This window comes from Streptomyces sp. NPDC090088, from assembly GCF_044747345.1.
Taxonomy (GTDB): domain Bacteria; phylum Actinomycetota; class Actinomycetes; order Streptomycetales; family Streptomycetaceae; genus Streptomyces.
Genome location: NZ_JBIVDZ010000001.1, coordinates 386,794 through 404,413, shown reverse-complemented (window position 1 = coordinate 404,413; position 17,620 = coordinate 386,794). Strand labels below are relative to the sequence as shown.

Annotated in this window: 15 protein-coding genes; 6 read left to right on the top strand and 9 right to left on the bottom strand. The window is 71.4% G+C overall.

The features are described 5' to 3' along the window. Positions 1-116 precede the first annotated feature (116 nt). Positions 117-902 carry a calcium-binding protein gene (locus ACIPSJ_RS01940; protein ID WP_359215434.1) on the bottom strand — a complete coding sequence of 262 codons (786 nt, stop codon included), beginning with the start codon at positions 900-902 and terminating at the stop codon, positions 117-119. A gap of 193 nt (positions 903-1,095) precedes the next feature. Between ACIPSJ_RS01940 and ACIPSJ_RS01935 the strand changes: the two genes are divergently transcribed. The 3 genes from ACIPSJ_RS01935 to ACIPSJ_RS01925 all read left to right on the top strand — a co-directional run bounded on the left by ACIPSJ_RS01935 (position 1,096) and on the right by ACIPSJ_RS01925 (position 4,859). Continuing rightward, positions 1,096-3,408: an ArnT family glycosyltransferase gene (locus ACIPSJ_RS01935; RefSeq protein ID WP_401342730.1), complete on the top strand. Its 2,313-nt coding sequence runs from the start codon at positions 1,096-1,098 to the stop codon at positions 3,406-3,408. A gap of 133 nt (positions 3,409-3,541) precedes the next feature. After that, positions 3,542-4,348 carry an endonuclease gene (locus tag ACIPSJ_RS01930; protein ID WP_359215441.1) on the top strand — a complete coding sequence of 269 codons (807 nt, stop codon included), beginning with the start codon at positions 3,542-3,544 and terminating at the stop codon, positions 4,346-4,348. A gap of 157 nt (positions 4,349-4,505) precedes the next feature. Next, the gene (locus ACIPSJ_RS01925) at positions 4,506-4,859 is read left to right on the top strand and encodes a peptidase inhibitor family I36 protein (RefSeq protein ID WP_359215444.1); all 354 of its coding nucleotides are present in this window, start codon (positions 4,506-4,508) and stop codon (positions 4,857-4,859) included. 7 nt (positions 4,860-4,866) lie between these two features. Here ACIPSJ_RS01925 and ACIPSJ_RS01920 read toward each other — a convergent pair whose 3' ends face one another. The 3 genes from ACIPSJ_RS01920 to ACIPSJ_RS01910 form a co-directional block, all read right to left on the bottom strand. Next, the gene (locus tag ACIPSJ_RS01920; protein WP_401342728.1) at positions 4,867-6,552 is read right to left on the bottom strand and encodes a thiamine pyrophosphate-binding protein; all 1,686 of its coding nucleotides are present in this window, start codon (positions 6,550-6,552) and stop codon (positions 4,867-4,869) included. After that, complete coding sequence (gene speB, locus ACIPSJ_RS01915) at positions 6,549-7,517, bottom strand: agmatinase (RefSeq protein ID WP_401342726.1); 969 nt, start codon at positions 7,515-7,517, stop codon at positions 6,549-6,551. Before speB ends, ACIPSJ_RS01920 begins: the two co-directional genes overlap by 4 nt. A 67-nt stretch (positions 7,518-7,584) precedes the next feature. Beyond that, complete coding sequence (locus ACIPSJ_RS01910) at positions 7,585-9,042, bottom strand: sodium:solute symporter (RefSeq protein ID WP_401342724.1); 1,458 nt, start codon at positions 9,040-9,042, stop codon at positions 7,585-7,587. 124 nt (positions 9,043-9,166) lie between these two features. Between ACIPSJ_RS01910 and ACIPSJ_RS01905 the strand changes: the two genes are divergently transcribed. Together ACIPSJ_RS01905 and ACIPSJ_RS01900 are read left to right on the top strand one after the other, a co-directional pair. Then, positions 9,167-10,714: a PucR family transcriptional regulator ligand-binding domain-containing protein gene (locus ACIPSJ_RS01905; protein WP_401342722.1), complete on the top strand. Its 1,548-nt coding sequence runs from the start codon at positions 9,167-9,169 to the stop codon at positions 10,712-10,714. Positions 10,715-10,790: 76 nt separating this feature from the next. Beyond that, positions 10,791-11,579 (top strand): phosphatase, encoded by a 789-nt coding sequence (locus ACIPSJ_RS01900; RefSeq protein WP_355710548.1) that lies wholly within the window; start codon positions 10,791-10,793, stop codon positions 11,577-11,579. 114 nt (positions 11,580-11,693) lie between these two features. Here the strand turns inward: ACIPSJ_RS01900 and ACIPSJ_RS01895 are convergent, their stop codons facing one another. From ACIPSJ_RS01895 to ACIPSJ_RS01875, 5 genes are all read right to left on the bottom strand, one after another. Further along, positions 11,694-12,017 carry a hypothetical protein gene (locus ACIPSJ_RS01895; RefSeq protein ID WP_359215459.1) on the bottom strand — a complete coding sequence of 108 codons (324 nt, stop codon included), beginning with the start codon at positions 12,015-12,017 and terminating at the stop codon, positions 11,694-11,696. Between the two features lie 123 nt (positions 12,018-12,140). Continuing rightward, positions 12,141-13,121 carry a cation diffusion facilitator family transporter gene (locus ACIPSJ_RS01890; RefSeq protein WP_393798429.1) on the bottom strand — a complete coding sequence of 327 codons (981 nt, stop codon included), beginning with the start codon at positions 13,119-13,121 and terminating at the stop codon, positions 12,141-12,143. Between the two features lie 9 nt (positions 13,122-13,130). Beyond that, positions 13,131-13,997 (bottom strand): acyl-CoA thioesterase II, encoded by an 867-nt coding sequence (tesB, locus tag ACIPSJ_RS01885; protein WP_359215465.1) that lies wholly within the window; start codon positions 13,995-13,997, stop codon positions 13,131-13,133. Positions 13,998-14,032: 35 nt separating this feature from the next. After that, positions 14,033-15,190, bottom strand: coding sequence for an acyl-CoA dehydrogenase family protein (locus tag ACIPSJ_RS01880; protein WP_355710556.1), 1,158 nt, complete (start codon positions 15,188-15,190; stop codon positions 14,033-14,035). Between the two features lie 131 nt (positions 15,191-15,321). Next, on the bottom strand, positions 15,322-15,915 hold the full coding sequence (locus tag ACIPSJ_RS01875) for a TetR/AcrR family transcriptional regulator (RefSeq protein WP_401342718.1): 594 nt from the start codon (positions 15,913-15,915) through the stop codon (positions 15,322-15,324). An 86-nt stretch (positions 15,916-16,001) separates the two neighbouring features. On the opposite strand from ACIPSJ_RS01875, the gene ACIPSJ_RS01870 reads away from it, so the two are divergent. Then, entirely contained in the window at positions 16,002-17,618 is a 1,617-nt protein-coding gene (locus ACIPSJ_RS01870) for a carboxyl transferase domain-containing protein (protein WP_401342716.1), read from the top strand. The last annotated feature ends 2 nt before the right edge of the window (positions 17,619-17,620 follow it).

Sequence of the window (17,620 nt, the reverse complement as noted above, 5' to 3'; positions counted from 1 at the left end):
ACCCCCCCCGGCCCCCCGGGGGGGGGGGCGGGGGGCCCCCCCCCCCCCCCCCCCCCCGGGGGGCCCCCCCCCGGGGGGGGGGCCCCCACCCCCGGTGCGACGCGATCGCCGGACGGCTAGCGGACGTCCACGTAGTCGCCGGTCGCGGTGGACGGCGCGGTCGTCGCCGTGCCGCCGAAGCTGTAGCGGAACCAGCCGTCGCGGGCGGCGGTGACGGTCGTCCTCAGGGTGCCCGTCGAGCTGGTCCGGACGGTCTTCACCGTGGTGTAGGTGCTGCTGCCCTTCTTGCGGAACTGCAGCTTCACCGACTGGCCGGCGTAACCGTGGGACTTGTTGTCGTCCCAGCTGGCCCGGGAGAGCTTGCCGGTGACCGTGAGGGTCTTGCCCTTCTTCACCGGCTCCGGCGCGGCGTTGACCGTCAGCGACGACTGGCGCTGCACCTTGAACGTGGTGGCCGCGTCCCGGTGGATGTAGTCGAAGTCGTTGGCGGAGACCAGCGTGGAGAGGTTCCAGGTGGCGGCAGCGGCGTTGTTGACGAAGCCCGTCGCCGCCTGCGGGTCGAAGGTCAGCGTGCCGGTGCAGGTCGACGTGGTGGCGCTCGCCTTGACGCAGGTGATGTCGCCGTCGTCGTACCAGATCTGCGCGTAGTTCGGCTTCGGGCCGACGGCGTAGATGTACGTGGTCTCGGCGATGCCCGAGTCGTCGGACGCGGTCACGGAGACCTTGGCGGACACCACCTTGGTGGTGCCGACCACGACCGGCTTGCCGCCGTTGACGACGACCTTGTCGATCGTGATGTTGCCCGCTCCGCCGTCCGTCGCCTGGGCGGCGGTGGCACAGGTCGCGGTCGCGACGAGTGCGGCGCTGGTGCTGAGCAGGGCGAGGCGCGTGGTCGCGCGCATGGACATTCCCCCCGGAAGTCGCTGTTCGACCGGTCTGGTCGAGCACCGGGAGCCTACGGCTTTGGCCAACGGTTTACCACTTGATTACCGAGGGGTGGGCGGCCCGGCGCCTCTTACCCACATCTCACCCACCCACAGGCTGCTCCCAGGATCAGCACAGCGCTCCCTCATGGCCCCGCTGCACGTTGGACTGGTGACATCTGCCACCGATCCCACCCCCCACACGCACACGCCCGTGTCCCCCGACTGGGCCCCGCCCACGGCGACCCCCGCGGATCCCCTGCCGGACAAGGCACCGCGCTGGTCGCTCCCCGCGCTGATCGCGATCCTGATCCTGGCGGCGGTGCTCTACTCCTGGAACCTCTCCGGTTCCGACATGAACACCTTCTACAGCGGCGCCGTCTGGGCCGGTACGAAGAGCTGGAAGGCCTGGTTCTTCGGTTCGCTCGACCCGGGCAACTTCCTGACCGTCGACAAGCCGCCGCTCGCGACCATGGTCATGGGTCTGTCGAGCCGGATCTTCGGCTTCGGCACGTGGCAGATGATGGCGCCGATGATCGCCCTGGCGCTCGCCACGATCTACATCCTGCACACCACCGTGAAGCGGGTGTGGGGCCACGGCGCGGCGACCGTCGCGGCGCTGGTGCTGGCGCTGACCCCGATCACCGTCGCCATCAACCGGGACAACAACCCCGACACCCTCCTCGTCTTCCTGATGGTGTCGGGCGCGGCGCTCGCGTTCCGGGCCACCCGTGACGAGAAGCTGCTGCCGCTGCTCGGCTCGGCGGCCTGCTTCGGTCTCGCCTTCAACACCAAGCTGCTCGCGGGCTGGATCGCGCTCCCCGCCGTCTTCGCGCTCTACCTGTACGCGTCGAAGGCCTCCTGGGCGAAGCGGGCCGTCAACCTGGCCCTTGCAGCGGTCGTGCTGGCCGTCTCCAGCTTCTGGTGGGCGATCGCCGTCTCCCTGGTCCCGGCCTCCGACCGCCCGTACATCGGCGGCTCCACGGACGGCTCCGCCTGGGACCTGATCATGGGCTACGACGGTCTCGGCCGCGTCTTCGGCGGCGAGGGCAACGGCGGGGGCGGCGGTGGCGGAGGCGGCGGCTTCTCCGGCTCCTCGGGCCTCGGCCGGATGTTCAACGACATCCTCGGCGGCCAGATCTCCTGGCTGCTCCCCTTCTCCGTGATCGCCCTGATCGGCGGCCTGGTGCTGTGCGGCCGCGCCCCGCGCACCGACCTGAAGCGCATGGCGCTGGTCCTCTGGGGCGGCTGGACCCTGCTGCACTACGTGATCTTCGCGACCGCGCAGGGCACCATGCACCCCTACTACACGACCGCGCTCGCCCCCGGTATCGCGGTGCTGTGCGGCGGCGGTGGCGTGATGCTGCTCCAGGCGTTCCGCACCGACAAGCGGTGGATCTGGGTCCTCCCGGCCGCCTTCGGCGTCACCGGCATCTGGGCGATCGTCCTGCTGCGCCGGGCCTCCGGCTGGAACACCTGGCTCTGGCCGACGGTCGCCTTGCTGACCGTGGCCGGCATCGTGGGCATGATCCTCTTCCGGTCCGGCAACAAGGCCCGGCTGCTGGCCGCCTCGCTGGCGGCGGCCGTGATCGCGGCGCTCGCGGGTCCGACGGCGTACGCGGCGTCGGTGCCGTTCGGCAGCGGCAGCGGCGGGATGGGCGGCGGCACGAACCCGACCGCGGGCCCCTCCACGGGCAGCGGCATGGGCGGCGGCCCCGGCGGTGGCGGCGGCAACCGCGGCGGCGGCTTCCCCGGCGGCGGCGAGATGCCGGGCGGCACCCAGCAGGGCGGCGGCCAGAACAGCCAGGCCGGCGGCGAGACGGGCGGCGGCTTCCCGGGCGGCACGAACGGTGAGGCCCCCGGCGGCGGCATGGGCGGCCAGGCCCCCGGCGGCACCGGCAACGGCCAGACGACGCCCGGCGGCGGCACCGGCGAACTGCCGAGCGGCGGCACCGGCAACGGTGAACTGCCCGGCGGCACCGGCGAGATGCCCGGTGGCGGCACCGGCACCGGCAGCACGCGCGGCGGCTTCGGCGGCGGTGGCGGTGGCGGGATGGGCGGTGGCGTCAGCAGCGACCTGATCGCCTACCTGAAGAAGCACAAGGACGGCGCCACCTGGCTGCTGGCCGTGTCCAACTCCCAGTCCGCGGCGCAGATCGAGCTGAGCACGCGGGAGCCCGTGATCTCCATGTGGGGCTTCACCGGGTCCGACAACGCGATGACCGTCGCCAAGCTGAAGGAACTGGTGAAGGCGGGCAAGCTGCACTACATCCAGATCGGCGGCAGCGGGATGGGCGGCGGCATGGGCGGCGGCAACTCCGTCAGCTCCGCCGTGAACACCTGGGTGCAGAAGCACGGCACGGCGGTGAAGGAGAGCGCGTACAGCAAGAGCACGACCTCTTCGTCGTCCTCCTCGTCCTCTTCCTCGTCCTCGCAGAGCAGCACCTCGACGCTCTACCGGCTGGACCCGTCGGACGTCAGCTGACACACCGGCACAACCGAGACCCCCGACCACACGGTCGGGGGTCTCTTTTTACGTCCCGTTTACCTGCGCGTCCTCATGTTCATGTCATCCTCCTCCTGCCGCCTCGTCAACCCGCGTAGATGGGAAACTCTTTATGCTGGCGACACACATCCGGCGCTGGAAGTCGGTGGCCCTGGCGACCGCCGCCGTCCTGGTGGGCCTGACCGCCCCCGCGCTGACGGCGACCCCGGCCGCCGCCACGACCACCGCGTACGACTCGACGTACTACAAGAACGCGATCGGCAAGACGGGGACGAGCCTCAAGTCGTCCCTGCACACGATCATCAGCGCGAACGTCACGAAGCTGTCGTACTCGGCCCTGTGGGACGCCCTGAAGAAGACCGACCAGGACCCGAACAACAGCAGCAACGTGATCCTGCTGTACTCGGGCATCTCCCGCAGCAAGTCGCTCAACGGCGGTGACAGCGGCGACTGGAACCGCGAGCACGTCTGGGCGATCTCGCACGGCGACCTCACCACCTCCACCGGTCCCGGCACGGACCTGCACCACATCCGGCCCGAGGACGTGGCGGTCAACGGCAAGCGCGGCAACCTCGACTTCGACGAGGGCGGCTCCACCTTCACCAACAGCGGCGGCAGCAAGGTCGACTCGGACTCCTTCGAGCCGCGCGACGCCGTCAAGGGCGACGTGGCCCGCATGATCCTCTACATGGCCGTGCGCTACGAGGGTGACGACGGCTTCGCCAACCTGGAGCCGGACGACAAGGTCAACAACGGCTCCACCCCGTACATCGGCAAGCTCTCGATCCTCAAGCAGTGGAACGACGAGGACCCGCCGGACTCCTTCGAGGAGAACCGCAACGACGTCATCTACAGCACCTACCAGCACAACCGGAACCCGTTCATCGACCACCCGGAGTGGGTCGACGCGATCTGGTAGGCGCCACCGGACCGGTCCTCCGGGCCGGTCCTACTACTTCCCTCACACAGGTGAAGTCGATCTTGGACTCGGGCGTGTCCCGGTGATCACACCCGAGCATGGAAAGGCCCCGGCGGTCCCGCCGGGGCCTTTCCAACTCCCTTTTACGGAGAGTCCCGTGAAGCTTCGCACCTGGTCCCTCGCCGCCGCCCTGGCCCTCACCGCGCTGGTGCTCCCCGCCCAGAGCGCCTCCGCGCACGCGGCCGCCCCCTCCTGTCCCGACGGCTCGGTCTGCTTCTGGAGCGGCGAGGGCTTCGGCGGCGACTACTGGGAGTGGACCGCCCGCAGCGGCTACCGCGACATGCCGCCGAACCTCCACGACAACGTCGGCTCCTTCGTCGCCTCCACCCGCGCCTGCTTCGTCAACTGGGACCCGCAGGAGAAGCGCGACGTCTTCAACGGCGACTGGCGCTCCCAGTACCGCGGCGACTTCGGCGGCCGCATCGACGGGGTGGGCCCGGGCGCCTGCTGACCCCCGCCTAGCCCAGGTGCGTCGGCGCGAACATCCTGAGCAGGGCCGGGAGTACGACCACCGAGGGGCCGGGGGTGGCGAGGGCCTTCGCGAGGTCGGTCTCCAGGGTCTCCGGGGTCGTCCGCACCCCCGGGACGCCGAAGGACTCCGCCAGGGCGACGTAGTCGGGGCGGGAGAGTTCCGTCGCCGTGGCCTCGCCGAAGGTGTCCGTCATGTACTCGCGCAGGATGCCGTAGCCGCCGTCGTCGATGATCAGCCAGGTGACCGGCAGGCCGTACTGGGTCGCCGTGGCCAGTTCCGCGATGGAGTAGAGGGCCCCGCCGTCGCCCGACACCGCCAGCACCGGGCGGGTCGGGTCGGCGGCGGCCACGCCGAGGGCTGCCGGGAAGCCGTAGCCGAGACCGCCGGCGCCCTGGGCGGAGTGCATGAGGTTCGGGGCGTGGGCGTCGAACGCGGACCATGCCCAGTAGGCCAGGATCGTCATGTCCCAGCAGGACGGGGAGCCGGCGGGCAGGGCGCGCCGGACCGAGGCCAGCACGTCCTGTTCCAGGGTGAGTTCCTGCGCGGCGATGCGTGCGGAGACCTTCGCCAGGACCTCGCGCACCCGGGTCGGCGCCGACGTGTCGGGCCGGTCCGCCACCGTCTCCAGCAGGGCCTGGAGCGCGAGGCGGGCGTCCGCGTGGATGCCCAGCGCCGGGTGGTTGGACTCCAGCTTGCCGAGGTCCGCCTCGATCTGGACGACCCGGCCGCGCGGGGCGAACGTGTGGTAGTTCGAGGAGAGTTCACCGAGCCCCGAGCCGACCACGAGCAGGACGTCCGCGTCCTCCAGGAAGTCCGTGGTGTGCCGGTCCTCCAGCCAGGACTGGAGGGAGAGCGGGTGGTTCCAGGGGAACGCGCCCTTGCCGCCGAAGGTGGTGACGACCGGGGCGTTCAGCTTCTCGGCCAGCTGGAGCAGCTTGCCGGAGGCGTCCGCCCGGACCACTCCGCCGCCCGCGATGATCGCCGGACGGGCGGCGCGGGAGAGCAGATCGGCCGCCACCGCGGTCAGTTCGGGGCGCGGGGCCGGCTCGTCCGGGGTGGCGTCCACGGCGGTCACGACCGGGAGCGTGGTCTCGGCGAGCAGCACGTCCTGCGGGATCTCCACCCACACCGGGCCGTGCGGGGCCGTCAGCGCGGACTTCCAGGCCGCCGCGATCGCGGACGGGATCTGGGACGGGGTGCGGACGGTGTGGACCGACTTCACCACGCCCCGGAAGGAGGCCGACTGGTCGGGGAGTTCGTGCAGATAGCCGTGGCGGCCGCCGCCGAGGCCCGCGGTGGGGATCTGGCTGCTGATCGCCAGCACCGGCGCGGACGCGGAGGCCGCCTCGTGCAGCGCGGCCAGCGAGGTCAGCGCGCCGGGGCCGGTCGACAGGAGCAGCGGGGCCGCCTCGCCGGTCACCCGGCCGTAGGCGTCCGCCGCGAAGCCCGCGTTGTTCTCCACCCGCAGGCCGACGTAGCGCAGCGACGAGCGGCGCAGGGCGTCGAACATGCCGAGGGCGTGCTGGCCGGGCAGGCCGAAGACCGTCGTCGCGCCGAGCCCGGCGAGGGTCTCCACGACCAGGTCCCCGCCGTTGCGGCCGGCGGGCGGGTTCAGAGCTGCGGCCGTCTGCGCCTCCGTCGGGCGGAGCACCAGGTCGTGGTCGTGGGTCACTTCGAACGCGCCTCGGCAATCTGTCGGGTCATGATCGTGGTCAGTTCGTACGCCGTGTGCGAGGCCGCCACCGAGGTGATCTCGGCGTGGTCGTACGCGGGGGCCACCTCGACGACGTCCGCCGAGACGAGGTTGCACGCGGCCAGCCCGCGCAGGATCTCCAGGAGTTCCCTGGACGTCATACCACCCGCCTCGGGCGTCCCGGTGCCGGGGGCGTGCGCCGGGTCCAGGCAGTCGATGTCGATCGAGATGTACAGCGGGCGGTCGCCGATGCGCCGGCGCAGCTGGTCGGCGACCTCGTCGGCGCCCCGACGGTAGATGTCCGCCGAGGTGACGATGCCGAAGCCCATCTTCTCGTCGTCGGTGAGGTCCTGCTTGCCGTACAGCGGGCCGCGGGTGCCGACGTGGGAGAGGGCGGAGGTGTCCAGGATGCCCTCCTCGACGGCCCGCCGGAACGGGGTGCCGTGCGTGTACTCGGCGCCGAAGTAGGTGTCCCAGGTGTCGAGATGGGCGTCGAAGTGGAGCAGCGCGACCGGCCCGTGCTTCTTGGCGACGCTGCGCAGCAGCGGCAGCGCGATGGTGTGGTCGCCGCCCAGGGTCATCAGCCGCGCGCCGGTGCCGAGCAGCTCGTCCGCCGCGGCCTCGATGGTCTCGACCGCCTCGTTGATGTTGAAGGGGTTGACCGCGATGTCGCCCGCGTCCGCCACCTGCGCCAGCGCGAACGGGGACGCGTCCTGCGCCGGGTTGTACGGGCGCAGCAGCCGGGACGCCTCACGGATGGCGTTGCCGCCGAAGCGGGCGCCCGGCCGGTACGAGACACCCGAGTCGAACGGCACGCCCACGACGGCGACATCGGCGGTGCCGACCTCGTCGAGGCGGGGCAGCCGGGCGAAGGTCGCGGGTCCGGCGTACCGCGGGACGCGGGAGGAGTCGACGGGGCCGCGGGGTGTCTCGTTGCTGCTCATCGGGGTGCTGCCTGCTTCCTACGCTTCGTCGCGTACGTACCGCTATGCGCTGCTTCTGCTGACGACTCTACTGGTGGGCCGGGACCGGTTCGGACACGAGTTCGGGGGTGCCGCGGCCGGCCAGCCGCTCCCGCCAGTTCGCCAGCACGGCCTCGTCGGTCGGCTTCGTCACCAGGGAGACGGCGACATAGGCGACCAGGGAGGAGAGCAGGCCGTAGTAGACGGGTTCGTTGGCGAGGATGCCGTAGCCCGCCATCAGGCCGATCACCGCGAGACCGCCGACGGTCACGGCGGCGAGCGCGCCCTGGACCGTGCCGCGCCGCCACAGCAGTCCGCCGAGGATGGGGACGAGGAGGCCGCCGACGAGCAGGTTGTAGGCGACCGTCAGCGCCTCGACGACGTCGTTGAGCGCGATCGCCGTGCCGATCACCCCGATCCCCATGACCAGGATGAAGACGCGGTTGCCCCGCACCTCGTCGTGGTCGTCGGCTCTCGTCCTCCCGCGCAGCCGCGACCAGATGTCGTTGTTGGCGACGGTCGCGCAGGCGATCAGGGCGCCGGAGGACGTCGACATCACGGCGGCGAGCGCGGCGGCCAGCACCAGCCCGCGCACCCCGACGGGGAGTTCGTCCTTCACGATGGTCGCGAAGGCGTCGTCCGGGCTGCCCAGCTTCGGGTACAGCACCCTGGCCGCCGTACCGATCACCGCACCGGCGAGGGCGTACGCCAGACAGTAGGTGCCCGCGACCGTGCCGCCCCACTTCGCCGTCGTGTCGCTGCGGGCCGTGAACACCCGCTGCCAGATGTCCTGCCCGATGAGCATGCCGAACGTGTAGATGAGCACGTACGTGAAGATCGTCTCGCCGCCGATGCCCAGCGGGTCGAAGTACGAGGTCGGCAGCTTCGCCTTCATCGCGCCGAAGCCGCCCGCCTTCACCACCGCGATGGGCAGCAGCAGGAGCAGCACGCCGATGGTCTTCACCACGAACTGGACCATGTCCGTCAGGGTGATCGACCACATGCCGCCGAGGGTCGAGTAGGCGACGACGATGGAGCCGCCGAGGATGATCGCGACGGTCCGGTTCATGTCGAAGAGGACGTCGAAGATCGTGGCGTACGCGATGGTCGAGGTGACGGCGAGCATGAGCGTGTACGCCCACATGACCACGCCGGAGATGACCCCGGCCCGGCCGCCGTAGCGCAGGTCGAGCATCTCGGAGACCGTGTACACCTTGAGGCGGGCGATCCGGGCCGAGAAGAAGACCGACAGGGCGAGCAGGCCCAGGCCGATGGTGAAGACCATCCAGGCACCGGACAGCCCGTACTGGTACCCCAGCCCGACCCCGCCGATGGTGGACGCGCCGCCCAGCACGATCGCGGCCATGGTGCCGGAGTACATGGCGGGCCCGAGCCGGCGCCCGGCCACCAGGAAATCGCTCTTGGACCTGGCGCGGCGCATGCCCCACCAGCCCATGGCCAGCATCCCGGCGAGATAGAGCACGATCACTGTGTAGTCGACGGCCATGGGACCTCCCTCGAATCGCGTGCACGGAGTCGGACGACGTGCACTGACACTAGGTGGCCGGAAAGCGACTGCGAAGTGTACGTTTCATCCATTCGAGCCCCACCCGAGGGATGAAACGCACACCATGCCGGATCCCACCGTTCCCCCTACGCCCGCCGTGCCCCTCGCGGCACTCCTGGCCCGCGAGGACCTGGCCCTGCGCCTGATCGCGGGCCCGTCCGACCCCTCCCTGGTGATCCACGCGGCCCACACCTCGGAGATGGCCGACCCGTACCCGTACCTGCTGGGCGGCGAGCTGCTGCTGACGGCCGGGGTGCACATCCCGGAGGCGGCCGGCTCGGGCACCTACTTCGACGACTACGTCTCCCGGATCGTCGCGGCGGGCGGCGCCGCCCTCGGCTTCGGACTCGCCCCCGTCCACGACACGGTCCCGCGCGCCCTGGTCGCCGCCTGCGACCGCTACGGCCTCCCGCTGATCGAGGTCCCGCCGCAGACCCCCTTCACCGCCGTCGCCCGCGCCGTCTGGCAGCTGCTGGCCCAGGCCCGCGTCGCCGAACTGCGCCGGGTCACCGAGGCCCAGCAGAGCCTCGCGTCCGCCGCGTCCCGCCCGGACCCGGTCCCCTCGGTCCTCCGCCAGCTGGCGAACCGGCTCGGCGGCTGGACGGCTCTCTACGGCCCGGAGGGCACGGACATCGCGTCGGCGGGCCGCGCGCCCGAGGCGCCGGTGCCCGGCTCCCTGGCCGAGCTCGCCGACGTCGTCCGCCCGTCCGGCCCCGGCACCCCCACCTCCGCCACCCACGCCACCGCCGGCACCCACCTGGCCGCCTACGCCCTCGGCACCGGCTTCGTCCTCGGCGTCGCCACCCCGTCCCGCGAACCCGGCGACCACACCATCGCCTCCGTCGCCGCCGTCCTCCTCACCCTCCTCACGGGGGAGCAGCAGAGCGGCTCGGGCGCGGCCCGCAACTCCGCGCTGGTAGGCCTGCTGCTGGGCGGCACGGCAGAAGAGGTGACGCCGCTACTGGGCAAGGGGGACCACTGGTTCGTAGTACATGCCTCGCCGATCGAGAAGCGGGACATTGCCCACCCAGGGGCGCGGGGCCCTGTCGATTTGCGGCTCCGCCGCGGGGCGCGACCAGCCACGAACCACCCGCACCCGCCCCCCGACCTCCTCGCCACCACTGCGCTGGGCGCCTCACTCGGCTCCACCCTCATCGACCCCGGAGGGGAAACCACCCGCATCCTGCTCCCCGCAGACCGCGAACCCGAACCGCAACCCGGCTGGATGCTCGGCGTCAGCGACGCGGTACCCCCGCAACAGCTGGCGGCCGCCGACACCCAAGCGGCCCGCGCCCTCGCCCGTGCCCGAGCGACCCGCACCCCCCTGATCCGGCACAGCACCCGCCCCGCCCTCGACGAACTCGTCCCCCGCCAGGAGGCCGAGGCCCACGCCCGCGCCCTCCTCGCCCCCCTCGCGGAGCACCCCGCCCTCACCGAGACCCTCCGCACCTGGCTCTCCCTGCACGGCAGTTGGGACCGCACCGCGGTGGCGCTCGCCGTGCACCGCAACACCGTGCGCCAGCGCATCGCCCGCTGCGCCGCGCTCCTCGACGCCGAACTCGACGATCCCGACGTACGGATGGAGCTGTGGTTCGCCCTCCGCCAGGAGTGAGCCGGGCGTGAGTGACCCACGTCCCAGCGGGCGATACGCAGGGAAATCGCACAGCGCCCTGCCTCACAATGGAGCCATGCCGATACCCGGGACACCGAGCCGCGCCGAGCTCGTCGAGCACCTTGTGAAGACCCGTATCGCGGGCGATGTCGCCACGCCCCGCGAGAACAACCTGCTCCACTACCGCAAGCTGGCCAACGGCGAGCGCAACTGGTGGCTGGGACTGGAACTCGGCGACCGCTGGACCGACGAGCAGGACGTACTGGCCGTGATGGCCGAGCGGGTCGGGGTGAACGACGACGCCGAGTACCGGTACGGCCAGGACACCATCGACCCCGAGCTGACCGTGGACGGCCTGGACCGGCTGGCCGCGCGGCTGCGCAAGGCGGCCGAGGGCCGACAGCGGGTGCTGTTCGCGACCGGCCACCCCGGCGGCCTGCTGGACGTGCACCGGGCGACGGCGGCCGCGCTGCGCGCCGCCGGCTGCGAGATCGTGGTGATCCCGGACGGGCTGCAGACGGACGAGGGCTATGTCATGCAGTTCGCCGACGTGGCGGTGCTGGAGCACGGGGCGACCCTGTGGCACACCCACTCCGGTGAGCCGATGAAGGCCATCCTGGGCGGCCTGGAGCGCGAGGGCCGGCCGCTGCCCGACCTGGTCGTCGCCGACCACGGCTGGGCGGGCTACGCGGCCCAGGCGGGCCTGGACTCGGTCGGTTACGCCGACTGCAACGACCCGGCGCTGTTCCTCGCCGAGTCGGAGGGCACCCTCCAGGTGGCCGTACCGCTCGACGACCATGTGCTCAGCCCGCGCCACTACGACCCGATGACCGCGTATCTGCTGGCCGAGGCCGGACTGGCCTGACGGGCGGAAGACCGAAAGACGGAAAGACCGATGTGCGGCCCCCGGAAGCGGGAGCCGCACATCGTGGCCTGGCCTAGACCCTCAAGTCACTGGTCTGTCTGCGTCCGGTCCGGCTCAGAAGCCGAACCCGCTGATTCCGCCGAACCCGAACCCGTTGAGGCCGCCGAAGCCGCCGAACCCGCCGCTGACGACGGTGGGGACGACCACGACAGGGACGACGGGAACGACGGGGACGAACCCGAAGTTGCCGAAGCGGCAGCCGTTGTTGAAGCCGCCGAACCGGGAGTTGTTGCAGCCGAAGCCGCCGGTGACGACGTTCTGATGAGTGGAGGCGGGGGCCGCCGAGGCGGTACCCGCGGCGCCGATCGCCGCGCCGCCGGCCAGCAGCAGGCCGGCGGCGGACATCGCGGCGAGACGCCTCGCGCGCTGTACTCGCATGGGAAATACCTTTCTGCCGGACATACGTCCGCTACGCGGCACGTCCGCTATGCGGCACATGCACTGTGCGGCATTTCACTCATAGAGCTTAATATCCGACAAACCGGACGGCACTTCGGAAGATCACCTACCGTGATCCTCCGAGGTCGCGGGCCCCGGAGTGGGGTCCAGATACACCCGGCCGATCGCCGGGAACGCGGCCCGCAGCCGCTGCTCCGCCCGCTCGCACGCCCACTCGATCTCGGCGGCCGTGGAGACGTCCCGGAAGTCCACCTTGGCGGCGACCAGCGCCTCGTCCGGCCCCTGCACCAGCGTGGTCAGCTCCAGTACGGCCACGATGTGCTCGGACTCCAGCAGCTCCGCGCGGATCCGCTCCCGTACCTGCTCCGGCAGCGGCCGTCCGATGAGCAGCTCGGCGTTGGACCGGCCCAGCACCCAGGCGACGTAGAGCAGGAGCAGGCCGATGAGGAGGGAGGCGAGGCCGTCCCAGACGCCGGAGCCGGTGAGCTGCCCGCCGAGCAGGCCGCCGGCCGCGAGCACCAGGCCGACGAGCGCGGCCGAGTCCTCCAGCACCACGGCCTTCACGGCGGTGTCGGGGGTGTACCGGAGGTAGCGCTTGAACGGTGCCTTGAAGCGGGCCGCCTCGCCGCGCGCCTGCCTCAGCCCCGTCCGCAGCGAGTACCCCTCCAGCACGAAGGCGACGGCGAGCACGATGTACGAGACCAGCGGGTCGCCGAGCTTCTCCCCCTCGGCCAGGGTGTGGATGCCGTCGTAGAGGGAGAAGACGGCGCCGCCGACGAAGGTGGCGACGGCGGCGAGCATGGCCCAGATGTACCGCTCGGGGCCGTAGCCCAGCGGGTGCTCCTCGTCGGCGGGCTTCTCGCTGCGTTTGAGGGCGGTGAGCAGCAGGATCTCGGTGACGGTGTCGGCGACCGAGTGCGCCGCCTCGGAGAGCATCGCGCTGGAGCCGCTGATCACCCCGGCGACCGCCTTGGCGAGCGCGATCCCGAGGTTGGCGAGGGCGGCGACGATCACCGTGCCCGTGCTCTCGCCGCCGCTCGGCCGGGCTTGTTCCGCCTGCTGGACTTGCTGGGCTTGGGCCATGCCCCAGTCTTACCTGGGGACGCGGACCACACCCTCCTGGATCACGGAAATGGCCAGTGAACCGTCCTGGGTGTAGATGCGGGCCTGCCCGAGCCCGCGGCCGCCGTGCGCGGACGGCGACTCCTGGTCGTACAGCAGCCACTCGTCGGCGCGGAACGGCCGGTGGAACCACATGGCGTGGTCGAGCGAGGCCCCGACGACGTCGCCGACGGCCCAGCCGCCGCGGCCGTGCGCGAGCAGGATCGAGTCGAGCAGGGTCATGTCGGAGACGTAGGTGGCGAGGACGACGTGCAGCAGGGGGTCGTCGTCGAGCTTGCCGTTGGTGCGGAACCAGACCTGGCTGTGCGGCTCGCGCGGCTCGCCGAACTTCCCGTACGGCGGCTCGTCGACGTACCGCAGGTCGATCGCCTCGCGGGCCTCCAGGAACTTCTCGACCACGGCGGAGGGCAGATGGTCGTAGCCGCGCAGCCGCTCCGCCGAGGTGGGGAGGGTCTCCGGGTCGGGCGCGGGCGGCATCGGGGCCTGGTGGTCGAGGCCGTCCTCGTACAGCTGGAAGGACGCGGAGAGGGCGAAGATCGGGCGGCCGTGCTGGACGGCGACCGCGCGCCGGGTGGTGAAGGAGCGGCCGTCGCGGATGCGCTCGACGTTGTAGACGATGGGCGCGCCCGGGTCCCCGGCGCGCAGGAAGTACGCGTGCAGGGAGTGGGCGTGCCGGTCCGCCGGGACGGTACGCCCGGCGGCGACCAGCGCCTGGGCCGCGACCTGCCCGCCGAACACGCGCGGGACGACGGCGGACCGGGACTGGCCGCGGAAGATGTTCTCCTCGATCTGCTCCAGGTCGAGCAGGTCGAGGAGATCACTCAGTGCCTCGTTCATGGCACCTTTTCTACTGGCCGGGGATTGCGCGGGCCTTACAGGCCCATGTCCTTCGCGATGATCGTCTTCATGATCTCGCTGGTGCCACCGTAGATGCGGTTGACGCGGTTGTCCGCGTACAGGCGGGCGATCGGGTACTCGTTCATGAAGCCGTAGCCGCCGTGCAGCTGGAGGCAGCGGTCGATCACGCGGTGGGCCACCTCGGTGGCGAACAGCTTGGCGCTGGCGGCCTCGGCGGGGGTCAGCTCACCGGCGTCGAGGGCCTCCGTGGCGCGGTCGACGACGGCCTCGGCCGCGTCCACCTCGGCCTGGCAGGCGGCCAGCTCGAACTTGGTGTTCTGGAAGGCGGCGACGGGCTGGCCGAAGACGACCCGCTCCTGCACGTACTGCTTGGCGAACCGTATGGCGGCCTTGGCCTGCGCGTAGGCGCCGAAGGCGATGCCCCAGCGCTCGGAGGCGAGGTTGTGGCCGAGGTAGTAGAAGCCCTTGTTCTCCTCGCCGAGGAGGTCCTCGACGGGGACCTTGACGTCGACGAACGCGAGCTCGGCGGTGTCGGAGGTCTTCAGGCCCAGCTTGTCGAGCTTGCGGCCGACCGAGTAGCCCTCGGCCTTGGTGTCCACGACGAACAGGGAGATGCCGTGGCGGCGGTCCTCCTTGGTCGGCGCGGAGGTGCGGGCGCAGACGATCATGCGGTCGGCGTGCACGCCACCGGTGATGAAGGTCTTGGCGCCGTTGAGGACGTAGTGCGTGCCGTCCTCGGAGAGCTTGGCGGTGGTCTTCATGCCCGCGAGGTCGGAGCCGGTGCCCGGCTCGGTCATCGCGATGGCCCACATCTCCTCGCCGGAGACGAACTTCGGCAGGTACCGCTTCTTCTGCTCGTCCGTGGCCAGCAGCTTGAGGTACGGCAGGCCGAGCAGCACGTGCACACCGGAGCCGCCGAAGGCGACGCCCGCGCGGGCGGTCTCCTCGTACAGGACGGCCTCGAACTTGTAGGAGTCGATGCCGGCGCCGCCGTACTCCTCGTCGACGCGGATGCCGAAGACGCCGAGCTCGGCGAGCTTGTAGTAGAAGTCGCGGGGGGCCTGCCCGGCCGCGAACCACTCGTCGTACACGGGTACGACCTCGGCCTCGATGAAGGCGCGGAGGGTCTCCCGGAACGCCTCGTGATCCTCGTTGAACAACGTACGGCGCACGCCGCCACCTCCAGGCACGTCCATCTGTCTAAGCGCTTGCTCAGAGCATTACCGTACCGGCGGGTAGGCGGATGGGTCCAGGGCATGGGAGGGGGGACGGGCGTAACGCTCGTCACGCCGGGGAGGGCCGGTCACTCGGCCGCCGCCGCGAACGCCCCCCTCGCCATCCGGTGCAGCAGGACCGCCGTCACTCCCCGCCTCGGCAGGGAACCCGGTCGGCCCAGATGCGGGGTGGAGTTCAGCAGGCCGAAGACCGAGTGGACCGCCGAGCGGGCCGCGGGCTCCGCCAGGGCCGGGTAGACCTCGCGCAGGACCTCCACCCACAGCTCGACGTACTGCCGCTGCAGCTGCCGTACGAGCTTGCGGTCGCTGTCGCGCAGGCGGTCCAGCTCCCGGTCGTGCAGGGTGATCAGTGGACGGTCGTCGAGGGCGAAGTCGATGTGCCCCTCGATGAGGGAGTCGAGGACCTCCTCGGCGGGGACCCCGTCGGCCTCCGCCAGACGCCGCTTCGCCCCCGTCAGCAGCTGCCCGCTGATCCCCACCAGCAGCTCCGCGAGCATCGCGTCCTTGCCCGCGAAGTGCCGGTAGAGACCGGGCCCGCTGATGCCGACCGCCGCGCCTATCTCGTCCACGCCCACACCGTGGAAGCCGCGCTCGGCGAAGAGCCGGGCGGCCTCCTTGAGGATCTGCTCGCGACGGGTCGGGGCGTCGGTTCTCGTGACCATGAAGACAATTCTAGACAGGGAGGTTAGCGGTCGTTAACCTGAGGGAAATGCGTTAACGCTCATTAACACGATGAGGGGATCGCGGCATGGACCAGGCACCGGAGCTGACGAGCGCGGCGGACCCCGCGTCGGAGGCCTTTCGGGCCAACGAGGAGGCGCACCGCGTCCTCGTGGAGGAGCTGCGCGGCAGGCTCGCGGCGGCGGCGCTGGGCGGCGGTGAGAAGGCCCGGGCCCGGCACACCGCGCGCGGCAAGCTGCTGCCCAGGGACCGGGTGGACACCCTGCTGGACCCCGGCTCGCCCTTCCTGGAGCTGGCCCCGCTGGCCGCCGAGGGGATGTACGACGGGGCGGCCCCGGCGGCCGGCGTGATCGCCGGGATCGGGCGGGTCAGCGGGCGCGAGTGCGTGATCGTCGCCAACGACGCCACCGTCAAGGGCGGCACGTACTACCCGATGACCGTGAAGAAGCATCTGCGGGCCCAGGAGGTCGCCCTCGACAACCGGCTGCCGTGCGTCTACCTGGTGGACTCCGGCGGGGCCTTCCTGCCCATGCAGGACGAGGTCTTCCCCGACCGCGACCACTTCGGGCGGATCTTCTACAACCAGGCCCGGATGTCGGGGGCCGGGATCCCGCAGATCGCGGCCGTCCTCGGATCCTGCACGGCCGGCGGCGCCTACGTCCCGGCCATGAGCGACGAAGCGGTCATCGTCCGCAACCAGGGCACGATCTTCCTCGGCGGCCCCCCGCTGGTGAAGGCCGCCACCGGCGAGGTCGTCACGGCGGAGGAACTGGGCGGCGGCGAGGTCCACTCCCGCGTCTCCGGGGTCACCGACCACCTCGCCGAGGACGACGCGCACGCGCTCCGGATCGTCCGGAACATCGCCGCGACCCTCCCGGCCCGGCGCGCCCTCCCCTGGGAGGTCACCCCGGTCGTCGAGCCGAAGGCCGACCCCTACGGCCTCTACGGCGCCGTCCCCGTCGACTCCCGCACCCCCTACGACGTCCGCGAGATCATCGCCCGGATCGTCGACGGCTCCCGGTTCGCCGAGTTCAAGAGCGAGTTCGGGCAGACCCTGGTCACCGGCTTCGCCCGGATCCACGGCCACCCGGTCGGCATCGTCGCCAACAACGGCATCCTCTTCTCCGAGTCCGCCCAGAAGGGCGCCCACTTCATCGAGCTGTGCGACCAGCGCGGGATCCCGCTGGTGTTCCTGCAGAACATCTCCGGATTCATGGTCGGCAAGGACTACGAGGCCGGCGGCATCGCCAAGCACGGCGCCAAGATGGTCACGGCCGTGGCGTGCACGCGCGTGCCGAAGCTGACGGTGGTGGTCGGCGGCTCGTACGGCGCCGGGAACTACTCGATGTGCGGCCGGGCGTACTCCCCGCGCTTCCTGTGGATGTGGCCCAACGCCAAGATCTCCGTCATGGGCGGCGAGCAGGCCGCCAGCGTGCTGGCCACGGTCAAGCGGGACCAGCTGGAGGCACGCGGCGAGTCCTGGCCCGCCGACGAGGAAGAGGCCTTCAAGGCGCCCGTCCGCGCTCAGTACGAGCGCCAGGGCAGCGCCTACTACGCGACGGCCCGGCTCTGGGACGACGGGGTCATCGACCCCCTCGACACCCGGCAGGTGCTCGGACTCGCCCTGACGGCCTGTGGCAACGCGCCCCTGGGTGAGCCCCAGTTCGGCGTCTTCCGGATGTGAGG

Excerpts from the sequence above, each read along its gene's own strand:
- ACIPSJ_RS01930 (WP_359215441.1), top strand. The coding sequence starts at position 3,542 with ATGCTGGCGACACACATCCGGCGCTGGAAGTCGGTGGCCCTGGCGACC.
- ACIPSJ_RS01900 (WP_355710548.1), top strand. The coding sequence starts at position 10,791 with ATGCCGATACCCGGGACACCGAGCCGCGCCGAGCTCGTCGAGCACCTT.
- ACIPSJ_RS01890 (WP_393798429.1), bottom strand. The coding sequence starts at position 13,121 with ATGGCCCAAGCCCAGCAAGTCCAGCAGGCGGAACAAGCCCGGCCGAGC.
- ACIPSJ_RS01905 (WP_401342722.1), top strand. The coding sequence starts at position 9,167 with ATGCCGGATCCCACCGTTCCCCCTACGCCCGCCGTGCCCCTCGCGGCA.
- ACIPSJ_RS01875 (WP_401342718.1), bottom strand. The coding sequence starts at position 15,915 with ATGGTCACGAGAACCGACGCCCCGACCCGTCGCGAGCAGATCCTCAAG.
- ACIPSJ_RS01870 (WP_401342716.1), top strand. The coding sequence starts at position 16,002 with ATGGACCAGGCACCGGAGCTGACGAGCGCGGCGGACCCCGCGTCGGAG.
- ACIPSJ_RS01940 (WP_359215434.1), bottom strand. The coding sequence starts at position 902 with ATGCGCGCGACCACGCGCCTCGCCCTGCTCAGCACCAGCGCCGCACTC.
- ACIPSJ_RS01910 (WP_401342724.1), bottom strand. The coding sequence starts at position 9,042 with ATGGCCGTCGACTACACAGTGATCGTGCTCTATCTCGCCGGGATGCTG.
- speB (WP_401342726.1), bottom strand. The coding sequence starts at position 7,517 with ATGAGCAGCAACGAGACACCCCGCGGCCCCGTCGACTCCTCCCGCGTC.
- tesB (WP_359215465.1), bottom strand. The coding sequence starts at position 13,997 with ATGAACGAGGCACTGAGTGATCTCCTCGACCTGCTCGACCTGGAGCAG.
- ACIPSJ_RS01895 (WP_359215459.1), bottom strand. The coding sequence starts at position 12,017 with ATGCGAGTACAGCGCGCGAGGCGTCTCGCCGCGATGTCCGCCGCCGGC.